The organism is Geodermatophilus sp. SYSU D00814, from assembly GCF_054050055.1.
This window is the reverse complement of record NZ_JBJGYP010000012.1, coordinates 1-18,074: the sequence shown is the minus strand read 5'-3', so window position 1 is coordinate 18,074 and position 18,074 is coordinate 1. Positions and strand designations below refer to the sequence as shown.

Annotated in this window: 15 protein-coding genes; 8 read left to right on the top strand and 7 right to left on the bottom strand. The window is 73.2% G+C overall.

Going from position 1 to position 18,074, the window contains the following annotated elements:
• The first annotated feature begins 783 nt into the window (after positions 1-783).
• Positions 784-1,140, top strand: coding sequence for a hypothetical protein (locus ACI780_RS11115; RefSeq protein WP_456871892.1), 357 nt, complete (start codon positions 784-786; stop codon positions 1,138-1,140).
• Positions 1,141-1,738: 598 nt separating this feature from the next.
• Here the strand turns inward: ACI780_RS11115 and ACI780_RS11110 are convergent.
• From ACI780_RS11110 to ACI780_RS11100, 3 genes are all read right to left on the bottom strand, one after another.
• The gene (locus tag ACI780_RS11110) at positions 1,739-1,936 is read right to left on the bottom strand and encodes a type II toxin-antitoxin system RelE family toxin (RefSeq protein WP_457002916.1); all 198 of its coding nucleotides are present in this window, start codon (positions 1,934-1,936) and stop codon (positions 1,739-1,741) included.
• A 74-nt stretch (positions 1,937-2,010) separates the two neighbouring features.
• On the bottom strand, positions 2,011-2,304 hold the full coding sequence (locus tag ACI780_RS11105; protein ID WP_456871890.1) for a type II toxin-antitoxin system Phd/YefM family antitoxin: 294 nt from the start codon (positions 2,302-2,304) through the stop codon (positions 2,011-2,013).
• 654 nt (positions 2,305-2,958) lie between these two features.
• Positions 2,959-3,852: an IS110 family transposase gene (locus ACI780_RS11100; protein WP_457002914.1), complete on the bottom strand. Its 894-nt coding sequence runs from the start codon at positions 3,850-3,852 to the stop codon at positions 2,959-2,961.
• 676 nt (positions 3,853-4,528) lie between these two features.
• Here ACI780_RS11100 and ACI780_RS11095 point away from each other — a divergent pair.
• On the top strand, positions 4,529-4,966 hold the full coding sequence (locus tag ACI780_RS11095) for a GNAT family N-acetyltransferase (protein WP_456871888.1): 438 nt from the start codon (positions 4,529-4,531) through the stop codon (positions 4,964-4,966).
• On the opposite strand, the gene ACI780_RS11090 is transcribed toward ACI780_RS11095, so the two are convergent.
• Positions 4,851-8,225: a BTAD domain-containing putative transcriptional regulator gene (locus tag ACI780_RS11090; protein ID WP_457002912.1), complete on the bottom strand. Its 3,375-nt coding sequence runs from the start codon at positions 8,223-8,225 to the stop codon at positions 4,851-4,853. The two genes, ACI780_RS11095 and ACI780_RS11090, sit on opposite strands and share 116 nt — an antisense overlap.
• A 212-nt stretch (positions 8,226-8,437) precedes the next feature.
• Between ACI780_RS11090 and ACI780_RS11085 the strand changes: the two genes are divergently transcribed.
• Together ACI780_RS11085 and ACI780_RS11080 are read left to right on the top strand one after the other, a co-directional pair.
• A complete protein-coding gene (locus ACI780_RS11085) occupies positions 8,438-9,001 on the top strand; it encodes a hypothetical protein (protein ID WP_456871886.1) in 564 nt (187 codons plus the stop codon).
• Positions 8,998-12,138: an ATP-binding protein gene (locus tag ACI780_RS11080; RefSeq protein WP_457003068.1), complete on the top strand. Its 3,141-nt coding sequence runs from the start codon at positions 8,998-9,000 to the stop codon at positions 12,136-12,138. Before ACI780_RS11085 ends, ACI780_RS11080 begins: the two co-directional genes overlap by 4 nt.
• Positions 12,139-12,167: 29 nt before the next feature.
• On the opposite strand, the gene ACI780_RS11075 is transcribed toward ACI780_RS11080, so the two are convergent.
• The gene (locus tag ACI780_RS11075; RefSeq protein ID WP_456871884.1) at positions 12,168-12,635 is read right to left on the bottom strand and encodes a hypothetical protein; all 468 of its coding nucleotides are present in this window, start codon (positions 12,633-12,635) and stop codon (positions 12,168-12,170) included.
• A gap of 28 nt (positions 12,636-12,663) precedes the next feature.
• The gene (locus ACI780_RS11070) at positions 12,664-13,863 is read right to left on the bottom strand and encodes an aspartate aminotransferase family protein (RefSeq protein ID WP_457002909.1); all 1,200 of its coding nucleotides are present in this window, start codon (positions 13,861-13,863) and stop codon (positions 12,664-12,666) included.
• Between the two features lie 465 nt (positions 13,864-14,328).
• On the opposite strand from ACI780_RS11070, the gene ACI780_RS11065 reads away from it, so the two are divergent.
• From ACI780_RS11065 to ACI780_RS11050, 4 genes are all read left to right on the top strand, one after another.
• Positions 14,329-15,141 carry an SDR family oxidoreductase gene (locus tag ACI780_RS11065; RefSeq protein ID WP_456871882.1) on the top strand — a complete coding sequence of 271 codons (813 nt, stop codon included), beginning with the start codon at positions 14,329-14,331 and terminating at the stop codon, positions 15,139-15,141.
• Positions 15,142-15,615: 474 nt separating this feature from the next.
• Complete coding sequence (locus tag ACI780_RS11060; protein ID WP_456871881.1) at positions 15,616-16,095, top strand: hypothetical protein; 480 nt, start codon at positions 15,616-15,618, stop codon at positions 16,093-16,095.
• Between the two features lie 148 nt (positions 16,096-16,243).
• Positions 16,244-16,540, top strand: a complete 297-nt coding sequence (locus tag ACI780_RS11055) for a hypothetical protein (protein WP_456871880.1) — start codon at positions 16,244-16,246, stop codon at positions 16,538-16,540.
• Positions 16,541-17,510: 970 nt separating this feature from the next.
• A complete protein-coding gene (locus ACI780_RS11050; RefSeq protein ID WP_456871879.1) occupies positions 17,511-17,720 on the top strand; it encodes a hypothetical protein in 210 nt (69 codons plus the stop codon).
• A 9-nt stretch (positions 17,721-17,729) separates the two neighbouring features.
• Here ACI780_RS11050 and ACI780_RS11045 read toward each other — a convergent pair whose 3' ends face one another.
• A complete protein-coding gene (locus ACI780_RS11045) occupies positions 17,730-18,062 on the bottom strand; it encodes a tyrosine-type recombinase/integrase (protein WP_457003066.1) in 333 nt (110 codons plus the stop codon).
• Positions 18,063-18,074: the final 12 nt, after the last annotated feature.

Here is an 18,074-nt window from a genome sequence, read left to right as displayed (position 1 = left end):
GGGCGCGCTCGGCGTCGGATCCCTGGCCGATGCCGTCCACAGTCGTCCTCCTCATCCGGGAGCACGGAGGTCGTGTGCCGGATGATGCTCCGGCTGTCCCGGCGCGTCACCCCTGCTCTCCTCGCGCGGTCGCGCGGCGCCGCGCGGGCTGGGTCGGTCGCCGCGCGACCTGCACGGCATCGACCCCGCGGACGCGCGGGCGACCGGCCGAGGCGTCGCTCGCCACCCGCCGGCGCCGATCTCCTGCCTCGCTCGCGCTCGGCGACCGAGAGCTCCGCCGGCATCGCCTCGTGCCCTTCCGGCTCCTCTCCGGCCGTCGCCCGGGCAGCCGGGAGGCCCGCCGGCACGGGATCGGGGGAGCCCGGCGCGGTTCTCATCGCGCGCGGCGCCCCCTCACGGTGATCTGATCACGTAGTCCGTCGGGTGCGGTGTGCCGGTGGTCGTATCGGCGGTGCGCGTCTCCCCGATCGACGGGGTCGTGCCAGCGTCGCCCCGAACGTGATCGCCTCCGGGTGCCGGGACACCGATGTCGCCACGGTGGTGATCGGGCGTCGCTCGACCGGCCGACGGAGAAGCCCCCATGCAGTGGGTCCGGGAGTAGGGTGCCGCCATCGCGCCGCACGCCCGGCCGGCGGCTACCTCGACCTCGCCTCGGGCGATGGCCGATCCAGGGATGGCGGGGGACCACGACGCCACCCACCAGCGGTTGTGCGAGGTCGACCGGCCCACGACCCCGGCAGCCCGATCCACCTCGACCTGAGATCAGGCACTGAGGAGGCCACCGTGAAGGCGATCACTCGCACCGACCTGCCCGTCGAGATCGAGGGCGGCGGCGTCGACTTCCGCGCCGACCGCTTCGGAGACATGACCGTCGCCTGGGTGCGACTGCCCGCAGGCACAGACCTGCGCCAGGCGCTGACCGGGCTGCCGGGCGACCGGTGCCCCTGCCCGCACTGGGGCTACATGGTCGACGGCCGGCTCGCGATGCACGGCGAGCAAGGGGTGACCGAGTACGCGGCCGGCCAGGCCTTCTACTGGGAGCCGGGCCACGCTCCGGTGGCGTTGACCGACTGCGAGTACGTCGATGTCTCGCCCTCCGAGGATCTCGAGCGAGTGATCAAGCACATCCAGGGTGGATGAGCCGGGGCCGCCCCGGAGGCGATGTTCCTGGCCGGCTGCGGGCCGTCACCTCGCCGCACCAGGAGGTGGACCGGCTCGACCGGACGACGGCTGGACGCCAGTCGCACGAGCTGTTGGCTCGGCCGTCTGCGGGGCCTGGCAGCGGCCGCTTCGGCGCCTCCAGGGAGCGGCTGGAGGAGCACGCGAACAGGACCGGAGGACAGGGGTCGTCCGTCGATTGGGCGCTGCGCGCTGCTTGCCTCGAGCGCCGGATCAGTCGTCCGCGCCGGCCTGGCTCCTGGCACGGCTGGGCTGCACCCGCATCGGCTCGCCCGGCGTCTTCGGGGAGCGAACCACCAAAGCGCTGTTCAGAGCGGCAAGAGGCCAGGTCGGCCGTGAGCGAAGTCGGGTGGGTCATCCGGCGGGTTCTCGCGCCCGGAGACCGCCCGGATGCCCGTCCCGTGCCCGATCCTCGTCCTCATCCTCGCCCCGCCGTCGAGCCGGCCATCCATCCGTCCGGTACGGGCGTGGCGACAGGGCACTGGCCACGGGCCTCCCTGCTGCGTCCGAGGAGGAGCACAGCGCTTCCGCACACGCCGTGTCGGCAGTGGGGTGCCGGTCAGCCGTAGACGTCGGCGCGGTGCGAGATGCGCACGACCCTGACGAGGACCTCGTCGTCGTGGATCGAGTAGATGACGCGGTACTGGCCCCGTCGCGCGGACCGGTAGCCCTCGAGATCGAAGCGCAGCGGCTTCCCGACGCGGTAGGGGTCCGCAGCCAGCGGCCCGTAGAGGAAGTCGACGACCGCGACGGCCACCGGTTCGGGGAGGTCCCGCTCGATGGCACGCTTGGCCGCTGCCGAGAGGACGACGGTGTGACGACGAGGGCCGGTCACCGCCGGCGGGCCGCGAGTGCGGCCCGCACCTCGGCCTCGCCGTAGACCTCACCGCCGGCCATCGCCTCCTCGGCCTGCCTGATGTCCGAGCGTGCTCGAGGATCGGAGAGGATCTCCAGGGTCTCCACCAGGGACTCGTAGTCCTCGACGGCGAGGATGACCGCGACCGGGCTGCCGTTCCTGGTGACGGTGACGCGTTCGTGCGTGCCGGCGACCTCGTCGATCACCTGGCTGAAGTGCGCCTTGACCGCCGCCAGCGACTGCGTCGTCATGACCTCGATTGTGGTCATCTAACCAGCCATGGTCAAGGAGCTCGGCCGGGGTCGCCGGGGGATGCGGTGTGGTCGGAACCTCGCAGCAGGGGGATCGACGGCAGTCGTGATCCAGCCACCTGTCGCGACGTGGAAGCTCCGAGTTCGAGGCCGGCCTCGCCGAGGGGCGCCTGCAGCGCTCGGGGCCATGCGTCGTCGTCATCGTCGATCGAGCGGCGACCAGAGGAGTACGCCAGCTCCACTGGAGGATGTGGCTTGTCCGTCGAGTGATCGCTGGGCTCTGCTGGCGTCGAGCCCTGACTCATCCGTCCGCGCTCGTAGGACGCCTGGTCCTGCTCGGTTGGACCCACATCGGTTCTCCCGGCATCCTCGGGGAGCGAGATCCGAGAGCGCTGTTCAGAGCGGCAAGACCGCAGGTCGCGGGTGAGCGACAGTGGGCGGGTTGTCGGGCGAGTTCCCACCCCCTGGTCAGCGCTCGAAACAGTTGCTGTGCCGCCACGACCACCCTTCACGGTAGTGGTGCCGGCTGCCGCACCTGACGCCGATCGAGCCGCCTTCGGTGATCCGCGGGGGAGAGGTCCCGGCGCCCGACCCCGTGCGGGGGGCATCACGGAGACGAGCATCGCCGGGGTTTCAAGAGGCCCCTCGACCACTCCGATGAGGGCGGTCAGGCTACGCCGGCTGGTCGTCGGGTGCGCTCGACCGCCCGGTCTCGTCGCAGGCGCGGGAGGTCTTTCGCCGCGCCTGGGCCGACCGAAGCGCGAGGCGGGTGAAGTAGGCCGTCCGGGCGTGCCCCGCCCGGCGTGCCCGTTCAGCCGGTGACAGCACGCCGTCGGGGTCGACCTCGCGCTCTCCGAGGATGGTGGCCGCACTGACCGGGCCGATGCCGTAGAGCGCGGTCAGCCCGGTGGGCACCTGCTCGACCGCGGCGGTGATCAGGCCGGTGACCTCCTGAATCTCTGCGGTCAGCTCGGCCAGCCGCTCCAGCCGGCGGCGGGTCAGCTGCGCCCGCACGCTGCTGTGCCCGGCGAGCAGATCCTTTGCCGCGGTGATGAAGGTCGGCCCGGTCAACCGAGGCACGGTGGCCTGGTAGCCGGGATGCAGGCCGTGCAGCTCGGCGTGAGTGCGGCTAGCAAGGGCGGTGCGCTCGGCCACCAGCTGGGCTCGGTAGTCACACAACGCCCGCAGGTCGGCGGCCTGCCCAATGGGCAGGCGCACCGGTGGCAGGCCCGGTTCGCGGGCGGTGATCCGGGCGATGGCGACCGCATCGTCGGGATCGGTCTTGCCTCCGGCCGGGCGGGCGGTGCGCTCGCGGGAGGTCAGGCTGGGCGGCACCTCGACCACCTCCAGACCGCCGGTGAGCACTAGGCGCACTGCGGCGCCGCGGCCGTAGTTGCCCGAGCCCTCGATGCCCACCCGTTGCACCTGGTGGCGCCCCAGCAGCTCCTCAAGGGCGTCGAAGCCGGTCTCGGTGTTGGCCAGCTCGGTGACCGCCACCGGTCGGCCGCGATCGTCGATGACGGCCACGGCCAGGGTGTCTTTGTGCGTGTCGATGCCGGCAAGCACGCCGACTCCTTTCGCGTCGACTCTGCGCTCGCGACCGCCGAGGTCCCGGGCGGAGCGCACGCACCTGCGGGCCGCCGCGGCCCACGCTCCTATCAGGCGTCAACCGTCCAGGACATCGGCAGGCGTCACCGGCGGGCACTCACTGCGAAGGCCACAGATGATCACGACGGGCAGCAAGACGTCGAGCCTCGCCGGTGACGCCCGCGAGCACCCCGCTCGGCGACGGGGCGTCTCTTCGTACCGCAGGTGCAAGAGGTGTGACGGCTCGCGATCTTGAGATCTCCAGCGGTGCAACCGTGCGCCAGAGAGAGGCCGGTGACCGACTCGCCGGGGGGCTCTGAGGCAGGCGATCATGTGTCGCGTCGGTGGTGCACGGGGAGCGGTCGGTGGGTGGTGCCGCCGTTGGCATCGGGCCGTCTTTCATGGCGCTGCGGGAGCTGTCCCCGGATGGCGCCCCGTCACCAGGCGTGCCCGCGGGGTCAGGCGGGACGGCTGTGCTGCACCGCGGGAACCAACCAACCCCTGTGGAGCCTGCCCCTGTTCTCCGGAGTGGCGTAGGGGGTGGACGTAGTGGTGCGTCGGTCCATCGGGCGAAGGACCGTGCCGTCAAGCCGTCGTCAAGGTGTCGCGGGGACTGTCGTGCGCAGACGCAGGAACACTTCCTCCGGGAGGACTGATGGCGTCGCTCGCGCACGGATCACCGGTCGGCATCGTCTTCCGACGACTGGATCTCGACGACGATCGGCGCCAGGCCCGACGGCTCCTGTCGCACAGCGAGCTGGCGAGCTACGAGGTCGGCTGTGTCTGGTACGGGTTGTGCGACTTGACAGTGGTCGGGCCCAGCAGCCTCGCTGCGGCGGTGGTGGTCCGTCCTGTCGAGCCCGGGACGACGCGCCTGTGCGGTCTCGCCGTGTCGGAGGCGTATCGCGGCCGTCGGCTGGGACGGCGCCTGCTGTGCGAGGTCGCCGACCGGCTGCGCGCATCGGGCGTCGAGCAGATCATCGCCGGGGCTGTCCTCGAACCGCACGAGGAGGCGCTGCTCGCGCAGGTGGGATTCGCGCCGCAGGAGGAGCCTCCGGATGGTGGGCCTCGGTCGTTGCGCCTGCTGCTGTGAGGTCGAGCGGAGCGTGGAGGTCGGTCTCGGCAGCGCGCCGCTGCAGCAGGACGGAGCCCTGCTCGCTCGCCACCGTCAGCGCCTGCTGCAGAGCGCTGTGAGCCTCCTCGTAGCTGGGCGGAGCCAGGCCGACCAGGCACAGCGCTCGCAGGCGGTGCAGCTCGGACTCGTACAGCCGCTCACCGGTGAGTGAGACCTGGGCGATCCCCTCATCGATGAGCCGCAGGGCCTCCTCGGGCCGGCGATCTCGCAGATGGGCCTCGGCCAGCAGCCCGAGTCCCCAGGCAAGGAGGTGGCGGGCACCTCCCGTCTCGATCTCGTCGAGGTGGCGGCGGAGCTCGGGGATGGCGACCGCCGGATCCGCCTCCAGGGCGGTCACCCAGCTGAGCACGACGGCTGCGTATCCGCCCGGCGCGGGGAAGTTCCATCGGGAGGCCAGGTCCAGTGCAGCGGTGGCCCAGGCGCGGGCGGCCGTGAGGTCGCGGCGCAGGCCGGCCATCAGGGCGGCTCCGGTCAGGGCGGCGGCGCGCACGAACGGCTGGTCGTCGGGGGATCCCGCGACGGCTGCCCTGACGAGGCCGGCGGCTGCCTCCAGTTCTCCGAGGAGGTCCAGCACCGCGGCGAGCTGGAGTTGCAGTGTCACCTTGGGCGGGACGAGCTCGCGGGCGTCGTGCGCTTCGCTCGCCAGCCGCATCCCCAGCTCGAGGTGTTCCTTGGCGGAGGTCGGGCGTCCCTGCGCCCACAGTGTCCGTCCCAGTGCCAGGTGGCCGACGACGACCTCGGCCGGGTCGTCGCTGCTGTGGGCCAGCTCCACGATGTCCTCGGCCAGGGCTCGGGCGAGCCGATGGTCGGCCCGGGCGAAGGCCACCTCGTACAGGCTGCGATAGGCGGCGAGTACGGCCGAACTGTCCCCGATCTCGTTGGCCAGATCCCGGGCGCGGGCGAAACTGGCCCAGGCTCGTTCGGAGCCCGTGCCGTGGAGTTGCACCAGCAGCGTGCCGAGGCGGAGCTGGACGTCCAGCTCGGACGCCGTCCGGCTCGCTGAGGCAGGCGTGTCGGCGAGCAGGTCCAGGCTGCGGGAGAGTTGGCGCTCGGCTTCTTCGTGCGCCCGGGTGTCCAAGCAGATCTGCGCCGCCGCCATCACGTGCGGCACCGCCCGCTCTGCACCCGTCACCGATGCGGCCAACCACCAGTGATGGGCCACCTGCAGCACGTGATCGGCATCCTGGCGGCGGCCGGCGGACAGCGCTGGGGCCACCCGCGCGTGCAGCCGAGCCTGACGGGCTCGGCTGATCTCGCCGTAGACGGCTTCGCGGATCATGGCGTGGGCGAAGCGGAAGCGCCCCACTCTCGCGGAGTCCTCGGTGACCAGTCCGGACAACACGCTGAGCTCCACGGCGTCCAGCGCGTCGTCGTCGTCGAGGCCGGTCACGGCGCGCAGGACGTCCAGATCGAACTCCTGACCGATGACGGCGGCGACCAGGAGGACGGTGCGGCTCTGATCCGGGAGGCGAGCGAGGCGCCGGCGGAGGACGTCACGTACGCCGACGGGGATCTGCTGCGCCACCAGCGATGCCGCGTCGTCGGTCGTCCGTGCCGGCCAGCCACTGGCGTGGAGCAGGCGGAGGACCTCCATGACGAAGAACGGGTTCCCTCCGGTGCGGTCGCTGACGAGCCGGGCGAGCCGCTCATCAGGTGCGCTGCCGAAGTGGGACACCATGACCGTGGCCACGTCGGCCGGGCCGAGGCCGGCCAGCGGGAGCCGATCCACCGGGGCCGTCCGCGCCAGCTCGGCCAACGTGTCGGCGAGCGGCTCGCCGCCGTCCAGCGTCCGGTCCCGGTAGGTGGCCAGGACCACGACCGGCGCGTCGTGCAGCGTTGCGGCCAGATGGCTCAGCAGGCGTTGGGAGGCGACGTCTGCCCACTGCAGGTCGTCGAGGACGAGGAGGAGGCGTCGATCCCTGCTCAGGTGGAGCAGTGCCGCGGTTGCCGCCTGGCACAGGCGGAACCGGGAGGTCTGCACGTCCAGCAACGGTGCGGGGGCAGGGGGCGTGCCATCGGAGAGCTCCGGCAGGATGGGGGACAGCTCAGCGGCGTGCGGACCGAGCGCGGCCGCGGCTGAATCGACGGTGACGGCGCTCAACAGCTCACGGATCAGCTGGGTCCAGAGCCAGAAGGCCAGTGTTCCGGCCTCCTGGTCACTGCGACCCCATGACACGGTGATGCCGGATGCGCGGGCGCGGCGGGCAGCTTCCTCGGCCAGTCGTGTCTTCCCGATCCCGGGCTCGCCCGTTACCAGGATGACCCGCCCCCGGCTGGCTGATGTGCCGGCCAAGGCTCGGTCGATCACCCGCAGTTGTGGCTGGCGTCCCGCCAGCCCATCGGTCACATCGGGATGCGCGCCGTCGACGGCGACGCCGGTCGTAGGCGCGGTCTCCAGCGCGGGGGCGGGAGCCGGCCCGGGCGCCGCGAGGTCGACACCGACTGCGGCCATCCAGTTCAGCTGCGCCTCCTGGCGCAGGATGTCGCGTTCCAGCATCCGCAGGGCCGGACCGGGGTCGAGGCCCAGCTCCTCACGCAACTGCGCACGGAACCTCTGGTAGGCCTGGAGTGCTTCGGCCTGTCGCCCGCCGAGGTACAGGGCGGCCATGCGCAGGCCTTGGAGCCGCTCGCGGAACGGGTGCTCACCTGTCAGCTGGTCGAGCTCGGCGACGATCAACGCGTGTCGGCCGACGCGGAGATCGGCGCTGAGCCGGTCCTCCAGGGCGGTCAGCCGTAGCTCCTCCAGCCGGCTCCGCTCCGCCTGGACGAAGGACGCATCGGCGAAGTCGGCGAGGACGGGGCCGCGCCACAGTCGCAGGGCCTCGGCGAGCGTGTCAGCCGCGCGTGACGCATCGCCGGTGCGCAGGAGCGTGTGTCCGGTCCGCGCGAGCGCCTGGAAGCGGACGGCATCCAGGTCGTCGTCGGCGACCACGATGCGGTAACCGGGTGCCTGGTTGACGAGGACCGATGCGGGTGCACCAGCTGGGCGTTGCGGTTCCAGCAGGCGACGCAGATGTGACACGTAGGCGTGCACCGAGGCCAGGGACTGCGGGGGTGCCTGTCGGCCCCACAGCTCGTCCACCAGGCGGTCGAGCGACACCACCGTGCCGGGGTCGAGCAGCAGGATGGCCAGGACAGCGCGTTGCTTGGGCCGGCCCAGGGGCAGCGGCCGGCCCCCGTCGAGGACCTGCAGCGGCCCCAGGATGTCGAATCGCACCGCACCGCCCTCCCCGAGGCTGCCGGTCTGCCGTCAGGCCATCATGCCGCCCGGTCGGCGCTCCCGTGCGGCTCCCCGGCGTCGCGGGGTCTGAGCCGCCGCCGTCAAGCCGACGCCCACGATCCGTCAAGGACCGGCACCGACGCTCCTCTCGCGGGCGCCGGCCCGTCGGCGCCTCGCCGTCCGTCGTTCCGCTCCTCGAGGAGGACACCGTGGACATCCCTCAGTTCCTCGCCGATTTCGGTGACTGGGCCTTCGACCGCCACGCCAACGTCCTGAGTTGGTACATCAGGCCGCTGTTCCTGATCCCGCTCGCGTGGTTCGCCCATCGGCGCAGCGGCTGGGGGATCGCCGGCACCCTCGTCGCCCTGGCGAGCAGCATCTTCTGGTTCCCGGCGCCTGCCCAGCCGGACCCGCGGGTGCTGGAGTTCCTCGACTTCGAGCGCGATTGGCTCACCGGTAACTGGGACGCGCAGAAGGTCCTGCTCTCGTTGCTGGTTCCGCTGTCGCTGATCGCCTTCTGCCTGGCGTTCTGGCGGCGGTCCGTGCTGTGGGGGCTGGTGATCCTCAACCTCATGGCCGGCGGCAAGCTGCTGTGGGGCGTCGTCGCCGGGGACGGCACCGGGTGGGCGATGACGGTGCCCGCGCTGGCCGGGCTGGCGATCGGCAACGTCGTCTTCCTCTGGATCCTGCAGCGGCAGCGGGCACGCCGGCAGCGCGACGTGGACGAGCCGGTCCCCCCGTCCCTGGTGTCGTCGGCAGGGTCGTCCCGATGACCGGTCCGGTCGGTGCCGGCCCCGACCTCGAGCAGCGGGTGAGCGCATTCGACCCGTCACCGCCTCCGCGCCGGCAGCCTCCGGGGGAGGAGGCGGAGATCAGCCCCCGCGGTCGGGATGCCAGCCGCGGGGGAGTTCCGGTGGCACCGGACAGTCGCTGGACGGACGAGGCGAGGACGGGAGTCATCACCGTGGCCGTGCGCGGAGAGGCGCCGCCGTCGATCGCTCCGAGCACCGGGCGGCCAGGTGCGCTCGGTGATCGAGCAGTGCATCCTCCGCGCGAGGCAGACGTTCGCGTCCGGCAGCGGGAGTCCGGCTCCCCGCGATCGGCGCCGCCAGATGGCTGCACCTCGACGAGCGCCCTGTCAGTTCTTCGGCACCGGGCCCGTCATCAGCGTGCCGCCGTGCTCGCGGGCAGAGCGGAGGAGCTGGCCGTGATCAGCCGCGTGCTCGACGACGTGCGCCGGTCCACCGGAGGTGCCCTGGTGCTGAACGGCGGCGCCGGCACGGGCAAGTCGGTCCTCCTCGACGCCGCTCGGCAGCAGGCGGCCGGGGATGTGGCCGTCCTGGTCGCCCAGGGAGTCGAGTCGGAGTCCGAGTTGCCGTTCGCAGGACTGCACCAGCTCCTCCGGGGCGCGCTCCAGCACCTGCCACGGATCCCTCTCCCTCAGGCCGACCAGCTCCGAGCGGCGCTGGGCCTGATTCGCGGTGGTGCGGTCGACCGGTTCCTGGTCTCGGCGGCCGTGCTGAGCCTGCTGGCCGAAGCCGCCGAGGAGCGGCCGCTGCTCTGCCTCATCGACGACGCGCACTGGTTCGACGCCGCCTCGGCCGACGCCCTGGTCTTCACTGCCCGTCGGCTGCAGGCCGAGCCGGTGGCGCTGGTCTTCGCCGCCCGCGACGACGCGAGCCGCCGATTCCCTGCCACGGGGCTGCCGGAGTGGCGACTGCGCGGCCTCGACCCCGCCTCGGCGGCGCAGCTCCTGGGTGCGCCGCTGGGGGCCGACGTGCCGCTGGACATCGCTACCCGGCTGACGGAGGCGACGGACGGCAATCCGTTCGCCCTGGTGGAGCTGCGCGCCGCTCTGACTGCCCGGCAGCTGACCGGCGCGGATCCGCTGCCGGTTCCGTTGCCGCTCACCGCGGACCTCGTCAGCGTGGCCTTGGACCAGTTCCGACGTCTACCGGCCCCGACACGGACGTTGCTCCTGGTGGCCGCCGCTGATGACTCCGGGAGCGCCGGCACCGTGTTGCGCGCCGCGGAAGAACTGGGCATCGATCCGGAGGCCCTGTCGCCGGCCGAGGCTAGCGGGCTCGTGGCCGTGTGCGGCGACGACCTCGCCTTCCGGCATCCCCTGGTGCGCTCGGCCGTCGTCGTGGGGGCGCCGGCCCCGGACCGGCGCGCTGCCCACCGTGCGCTGGCCACGGTCCTGACAGATGACGCCGATCGCTGCGCCTGGCACCGGGCGAGCGCAGCGGTGGGTCCCGATGCCGAGGCGGTGGCCGGACTGGTCGCGGCTGCCGACCGCGCCCGCGAGCGTGGCGGTCACGACGCCGCGTCCGCAGCGGCGGAGCGGGCGGCGCAGCTGTCCTCCGCCGCCGAGGCCTCCCCGCACCTGGTACGAGCGGCGGTCGACGCCTGGCTGGCCGGCCAGACCCAGCGCGCCCGGGACCTGGTGTCCCTGGCCCGTCCGCACGCCACCAGGCCGCTGCGGTGCGAGCTGGACCGGTTGACCGGGATGATCGAGCTCCGCTGCGGGCGACCGGCGGAGGCGTTCACCCTGCTGGTCCGGGCGGCCGAGGAGGCGGGGAGCGGCAGTCAGGCGGTGCGGCTGCTCGCGGAGGCCTCCGAGGCCGCGTCGATCGCCGGCGACTTCCCCGGCTGCGGGGAAGTCGCCGCCATCGCCGACCGGTGCGGCCGGCCGGCCCGCCCGGACGACGCGGTGATCCACGACCTCGTCGTCGGGATGGGTGCCTTCCTCACCGGCGACCGCGAGCGTGCCGTGCCGCTCCTGCGGCAGGCCGTGACCGCGAGCCACCAGCTCACCGAGGTCGTGCCCGTCGCCCAGGCCGGCCGGGCGGCCTGGTACCTCGGGGACGAGGCCGGTGCGCAGGTGCTCGTCGAGCGGGCACTGCAGCTGGCGCGCGATCGCGGTCAGCTGGGGCTGCTGCCCTACACCCTCGACCGGGTCGCCGCCTGCGAGGTCGTGGCCGGGCGCTGGGCCTCGGCGACGAGCTACTACGAAGAGGCGCTCGAGCTCGCTCGCACCACGGGGCAGGAGGAGGTGGTGGGGCACCTGCTGAGCGGTCTGGCGCTGCTGGCGGCCTCCCGGGGGCAGGAGCAGACGCTGCTCTCGCTGGAGGAGGAGTTCCGCCGGGTCGCCGAACCGCGCGGGCTGCTGCTGCCCCGGGAGGAGGTGGTCTGGGCGCGAGGCCATCTGCACCTGGCCGCCGGCCGCACGGCCGAGGCGTTGGCCGCCTTCCGGATGATCACCCACCCCGCGGTCCTCGCCGCGTCGCTGGTCGACCGCGTCGACTCCGCCGTGCGCGCGGGCGAGGTCGAACTCGCCCGCTCCTGGCTCGCGTCCGCCCTGCCCGGGGCCGGTGCGACCGACGTCGTCCAGCTCCCCGCCGGGCCGGCGCACGCGCGCGCCCTGCTCGACGACGATCCCGAGGCGGGCCTGCGGCACGCCTGCCGCCCGAACACCCCGGGTCGGCCGTTCGACCGGGCCCGGGCCGCGCTCGCCCTGGGGGAGACCCTGCGCCGGAGGGGGCGCCGACTCGACGCCCGCACCGTCCTGGGGTGGGCGGTGCAGGAACTCGAGCAGCTGGGCGCGGAGCTGTGGGCCGACCGTGCCCGGCGCGAGCTGCGCGCCGCGGGGCGGTCGATCCGTTCCGACCGCCCCGGCCCGAACGCCGCACTGACCCCGCAGGAGCTGCAGGTGGCCCGGTACGCGGCCGAGGGCCGCTCCACCCGGGACGTCGCCGCCCTGCTCTACCTCTCCCCGCGGACCATCGACTTCCACCTGCGCAACGTCTTCGCCAAGCTGGGCGTCGCGTCCAGGACCGAGCTCGCGCACCTGCCCCTCGAACGGCTGGCCGGCCCTCGCACCGAGAGCCGCCCGCGGCGAGCGGGCTGACCGGGTCGGCGCACGGCGACGCCCGGAGGTCATGACCGGTCCGTCCGCGCCAGCGACGACCGGTCCTCCGGCCTTCCCTCGGGGGGCCGGACCGGCAGCCGGAAGGCCAGCACGGCCAGCAGGACCGCGGCGAGCGAGACGGCGGTGAGGGTCACGGTCTGCAGGACCTGGTCGCCGGTCGTCTCCAGGACGTGCAGGTGCTCCTGGTGGTAGAGCTGGTGCGGCAGGTTGGCCACGACCGCGGCCAGCCCGGTCGCGCGCGCGAGCCACACACCACCGGTCAGCAGGGCGACGAGGGCGACGACGCCGAGGACGAGGTTGCCCTGCCCCACGTCGCGGAGCAGGTGCTCGTTGTAGGGGCCGTCCACGCTCACCCAGTGGCGGCCCAGGCCGGGGAAGTCCCGGTAGAAGGACTCGGGCGCGAGCATCTGCCAGCTCCCGATCACCAGGCCGAAGAAGGTGAACCAGGCCAGTAGGACGTTGACGGTGCGACGCATGGGTGTGCCTCCTCGTCGTGCAGGGGTGTCAGGCCACGGCGGCGAACGCCCGCCGGGCGGCGTCGACGGTCTCGTCGACGTCGTCGTCGCTGAAGGCGACGCAGATCCGGTTGTCGGTGAGGACGTAGGGCGGCAGCAGGACCCCCGCGTCGAGCATCGCGAGGCGGAACCCCTCGGCCCGGGCGAGGTCGGCGTCGACCGCCTGGCGGAAGGTGACGGGCGCCTCGGCGCGCCAGTTCACGCACCAGGCCGAGCCGATGCCGGTGACCACCGCCCGGACGCCGGTGTCGGCGATGGCCCGGGCCAGCCCCTCCCGCAGCCGGGTGCCCAGGCGGTCGAGCCGCTCGATGCCGCCGTCCTCGAGCAGCTCGATGGTGCGCCGCGCGGCCGCGACCGCGTAGGGAGCGGCGTTCTGCGTCCCGTCGAGGGTCACGGCCGGTCCCAGCAGCTCCATGAGGTCGGCTCGCCCGGCCAGGGCGGCGATCGTCCACCCGTTGCCCAGCGCCTTGCCGAACGCGGTCAGGTCCGGCGTGACGCCGGCGATGGCCTGGTATCCGCCGAGGTGGTGGCGGAACCCGGTCTTGACCTCGTCGAACACCAGGACCGCGCCGTGTCGCGTGCTCTCCTCGCGCAGCAGTTCGAGGAAGCCGGGAGCCGGGGCGGCGTTCGTGTAGCTGTGCAGGTACGGCTCGGTGAAGACGGCGGCGAGCTCGCGGCCCTGAGCGGCGAACACCTCCCGGACGGCGGCCGCGTCGTTCCAGTCGACGACGGTGGTCGTCGTCCCGACGTCCGGCCCGGCGCCCGCGGAGTTGGGCTCTGAGGGACCAGGAGCGTGTTCGGGGGAGACGTCGAAGTTGGCGCCGACCCCGAGGTCGCCGGCCCAGCCGTGGTAGTGCCCGTGGAACTTCAGCACGCGGGTGCGGCCGGTGGCGGCACGGGCGACGTGCAGCGCGTGCTGCAGCGCGTCGGTGCCCGTGGTGAGGAAGGCCACCTGCTCCGCCGAGGGCACGACCGAGACGATCGTCTCCGCCAGCTCGACCTCGCCGGCCTGCGGGCCCACCCAGTTCAGGTCGACCCGGGCGGCGGTCTCGGCCACGGCGGTGTTCACCCGCGGGTCGGCGTGGCCGATCACGATCGGCCCGTAGGACAGCAGGTGGTCCACGAAGCGCCTGCCGTCCGCGGTCCAGAGGTAGGCGCCCTGCGCGCGGGTGACGACGTCGGCGTACACCTCCCGGCCTCCCGCGGACACCCCGTGGGGGATGACCCGCCGTGCCCGCGCGAGGAGTTCGGTCCGGTCGACCCGACGGTCTTCGGCAGGACGCTGCAGAGCGGTCATGACATCTCCTCCGTCCCGGCGCCGACCTAGCGACGCCGCTGAAGGAGACGGTGCGCCGGCCGACGCAGGTGCGGACCGGCAGGATCACCGGGTTCCGCCTGCCTTCGGAGCGCCGGACCACCGGGAGGCGTGGACCCGATGCTGCGCAACTCGGCGGCCGGCGGGTCGCTGCGCGCCCACGTCGACGGGTCGCGCGACGGCGCAATCCCGGTGATCTCACCGGGGCACGCCGGACACGCGCTCCCTACCGTTCCCCCCGTTCGCAGCGCCGGCCGGGCGGCGCAGGCCGGGCCGGAAGCGGTCATCCGGACTGCTGCCCTCCAACACAGCCCGCATCCCCTCAACAAGGAGGTCGCCATGACCACCGTCCTCGTCACCGGCGGATCGGGACTGCTCGGCCGCGCCGTCGTCGACCGGCTCGGCGCCGCCGGCCACCGGGTGCGCGCACTGAGCCGCAGACCGGCGGACGTGCTCCAGCCGTCCGCCGATGCCGTCCGCGGCGATCTGCGCACCGGCTCCGGACTGGTACAGGCGGTGGCCGGGGTCGATGCGATCGTGCACTGCGCGTCCGATCCGCGCGGCTTCCAGGACGTGGACGTCGCTGGGACCGAACGGCTCCTCGCCGCCGCACGCGAGGCGGGCGGGCCGCACCTGGTCTACATCTCCATCGTCGGCGTCGACCGCATCCCCTACGCGTACTACCGGGCCAAGGCCGCGGCGGAACGGCTCGTCGAGGAGTCCGGGCTGCCGTGGACGACGCTGCGCGCCACGCAGTTCCACGAGTTCGGCCTCGCCGCTGTGCGACAGCTGACCCGGTCGCCGCTGGTCCCGGTCGTCCGGGGCTGGCGGTTCCAGCCCGTCGACGTCGGCGAGGTCGCCGACCGGCTCGTCAGCGGCGTCACCGCGGGACCTGCGGGCCGTCTGCCCGATCTCGGAGGTCCCGAGGTGCTCGGCCTGGCCGAGCTCGTCCGTAGCTACCTGACGGCGACGGGCGCGAAGCGGGCGCTCGTGCCGATCCCCGTGCCCGGCGCCTTCTCCGCGGCTCTCCGCTCCGGCGCCAACCTCGCACCGACCAACCGCGCAGGAGGACCGACGTGGGCGGACTTCCTCGCCTCGTCAGTCCCCGGCCCTCGGCGCGTCACCCCCGCCCAGCCGACCCGACCCCGGTAGCGCGACGCCGTCCCGACGCACACCGCCGAGCGTCTGCCACCGACAGGAGGCACGCCCCGGTGAGGACGCATGTGCGGATGGTGACCGGCGGGACCGGTGCCCTCACCACCCCCACCGCCGCCGGCCCCGACGTCGTCCTCCACCGGGCGACCCGGCGCTCCCTTCGGATCGGAAGCGATCGCCCCCGCGCTGACGGCACCTCGCCCGCACGTCGACTCGGCGTTCGCCGCCGGAGTGGGTGCCGTCGTCCACTGCGAGCGGAACCGATCGCCCGCCTGCACCGCCCGCTGCGCCACCGAGAGGGAGTCCATGGCCCGGCAGGACTTGGGCGTGACGCGACCGGCGGGTGTGGCCTTGCCGGCGTGGGCGAGGACGTCGACTCGTCCGCGGGAGCGCCGATCCCGAGAGCGCACGGGGACCGTGACGGTGACCTGGGACAACAACTGGAGGGAGAGGTGAGGAGCCATGTTGGTGATGGTTTCCACGGAACTGCCGTGCTCGGTCGAACGGGCGGGCGACGAGGTCATGACCTCCCGATTGCTGAGATACGTGTCCTGGCCGCTGATCGTCTTCGACGCCGTCGTTCCGCCGGAGCTGCCGGCGACGTGGAAGCCCGGCGACCACCTGGTCCGGATGCGGCTGTTCGGAGTGGTGCCGCTCGGCCGGCAGACGATCTCCATCTCGTTCCCGGTCGCCGCTCCGGGTCAGGTGCTCCTCCGGGACGACGGCTCGGGGCAGCTGCTGCGTCGCTGGGACCACCTGATCACCATCGAGCCCGGCAGCGCGCCCACACGCGCGCGGTACACCGACCGGATCGACGTCGAGGCCGGTCGGCTGACCCTGGTCGCGTGGGCCTGGGCGCACGTGCTTTACCGGTGGCGTCAACACCGGTGGCGGCGTCTGGCCGCCCGCGGCTTCCGGTACCCGAGGCTTGCGAGCAGGAGGTGGGAGTAGTGGTGAGGATCGTCGTTGGTGGCATGACGACGATCGGGTCCGAGCTGGTGGCTCAGCTGGCCGACCAGGGGCACCAAGCCTCCACGCGTTCTCACCGTGTTGGGTGCGTCCCACAAGCGTGACGCTGGGCCTCATGACGCCTCGGTCCGTGGCACTGGGTCGTGGCCAGTCGGTCACCACGACACAGCGGGCCGGGCTGACGCACACGTCCTCGAGTGAATCGGACCGCTACGAGGAGCTGCTGGTCCATCCGGCGGTCGTGCTGCTCCTGCGCCAGCGCGGGGAGATCGACTGCGGAGGACTCGATCACGTGGTCGTTCGGTACGGGCGCTTCTCCCAGATCGTGGTGTCGATCGAGGACGGCCACCTCTCGGTGGCGGTGGAGTTGCACGCCGACCCTCTCCAGGTCGCTCGGCTCGTGCTGGACCGGTTGACGCAGCCGTGAGCGGCGGCATGGGACACGGACCCGGGCTCATGCCGAAGTGCATCACTACGACGTCACCGTGCCGGACGGACGCCTGTGATTCCGCGTTGCCGCGTCGGTGGCGGTTGCGTTCTCCAGAGCCGTTGACGACCAGGACCGTCGGTGGACCGGGCAACGCCGTTCCATCGCCGCGGCGCCCCGCGGAGCAGGGGCTAGCAGCCACATGGCGTGAGTGGTCGGCGGGCGTGGCCCGGCGATGGCGCATGGCTCACGTCTCGCGCGGACGAGTGCCGAACTGGCCGGCCCACCGGGGACGGCGGTCGTTGCCACGGTCGGTCAGGCCGGCTCCGGACCAGCAGCAGCGCGCTCGTGCACCACGGTCCCACCTCCGGGTAGGTCACCGACAGCACCCGGTGGTCGGCCTCCATGGCCGTGAGGTGCTCGAATGCGGCCTCGGCCTGACCGGTGCCGCCGGGCAGGTACAGCAGAACTCGCGGCCCGGACCCGCCGGTCAGGTACTCCCACCGGGTGGCGCCGACCCGCAGCCGGCGCACGGGATGGGCGGCACGGAACCGCGCGAGCTGCTCGCGCCGGCTCGCGGGACGTGGGGACGCCCGGCCGATTCCGACCCGCTCCACCTCCGGGGCCGACCGGTCGGGTGAGGTCCACCTCCGGTCGCGCCGGCGCTGGGCGACCGCGACGGCGAGGGTGCGGACGAGCAGCGCGACGTCGCGCTGCCAGCCGCCCTCGACGGCGGCCAGGTCGCCGCCGGCGTTGAACGACGCGTGCAGGACACCGACCGCCAGGTCCCCACGGTGTTGGTCAGCGGTGAGGTGACCATGACTCGACCAGTGCCGGCGCTGTTCGAGGGCCCGTCGGGTTCGGAGGTCGAAGCGGAGCAGGAGGCAACGCAACTCTCGAGGAGGAGCAGCGACGAGCGGCCGGGGACCAGCGGCGGCCGGCGGAGGCGGCGGCAGCCGCTCGAGCCGCGGTGGAGGCGGCAACCGCAGAGGGGGCAGCGGCGGCTGCGGAGGCGACCGTCATCGAGGGGGAGTGCATCGGCTACGGCTGGAGCCCGGAGCAGGACGCGCAGATCCTCGACCTGGAGGTGCGGTGTGCGAACGGCACGGCCTCGGTCGAGGAGTGCTTCGGACCCGGCGCGGATGCCAACGGCAACGGCATTGCCGACGTCAACGCGTAGTCCGCCGGCTCACAGTCGATCGCCGAGACTGAGGCGCCGGTGGGCCTCGTGCGCGCGCTCGACCGCCGTGGAAGCCGCGAAGCGGGAGAGCATGTCGTCGCTACGCCAGCCGGCGAGCATCATCAGGTCCCTCTCCTGTCCTCCTCCGGCCAGCCACCGGTGGGCGAAGGTGTGCCGGGACCGGTGCGGGTGCACGTCGGCGACGCCAGCCTGCGCGGCACGCAGGTGTGCAGCACGTCGCGGGCACCGTTGGGAGTCATCGGGCCGGGGGGGGGGGGGGGGGGGCGGGGCGGGGGGCCCGGCCCTACTCGGGCGGGGGGGCCCCCCCCCCCGCTGTCTCAAAGACCCGCGGGG

Excerpts from the sequence above, each read along its gene's own strand:
- ACI780_RS11105 (WP_456871890.1), bottom strand. The coding sequence starts at position 2,304 with ATGACCACAATCGAGGTCATGACGACGCAGTCGCTGGCGGCGGTCAAG.
- ACI780_RS11095 (WP_456871888.1), top strand. The coding sequence starts at position 4,529 with ATGGCGTCGCTCGCGCACGGATCACCGGTCGGCATCGTCTTCCGACGA.
- ACI780_RS11080 (WP_457003068.1), top strand. The coding sequence starts at position 8,998 with ATGACCGGTCCGGTCGGTGCCGGCCCCGACCTCGAGCAGCGGGTGAGC.
- ACI780_RS11075 (WP_456871884.1), bottom strand. The coding sequence starts at position 12,635 with ATGCGTCGCACCGTCAACGTCCTACTGGCCTGGTTCACCTTCTTCGGC.
- ACI780_RS11065 (WP_456871882.1), top strand. The coding sequence starts at position 14,329 with ATGACCACCGTCCTCGTCACCGGCGGATCGGGACTGCTCGGCCGCGCC.
- ACI780_RS11060 (WP_456871881.1), top strand. The coding sequence starts at position 15,616 with ATGGTTTCCACGGAACTGCCGTGCTCGGTCGAACGGGCGGGCGACGAG.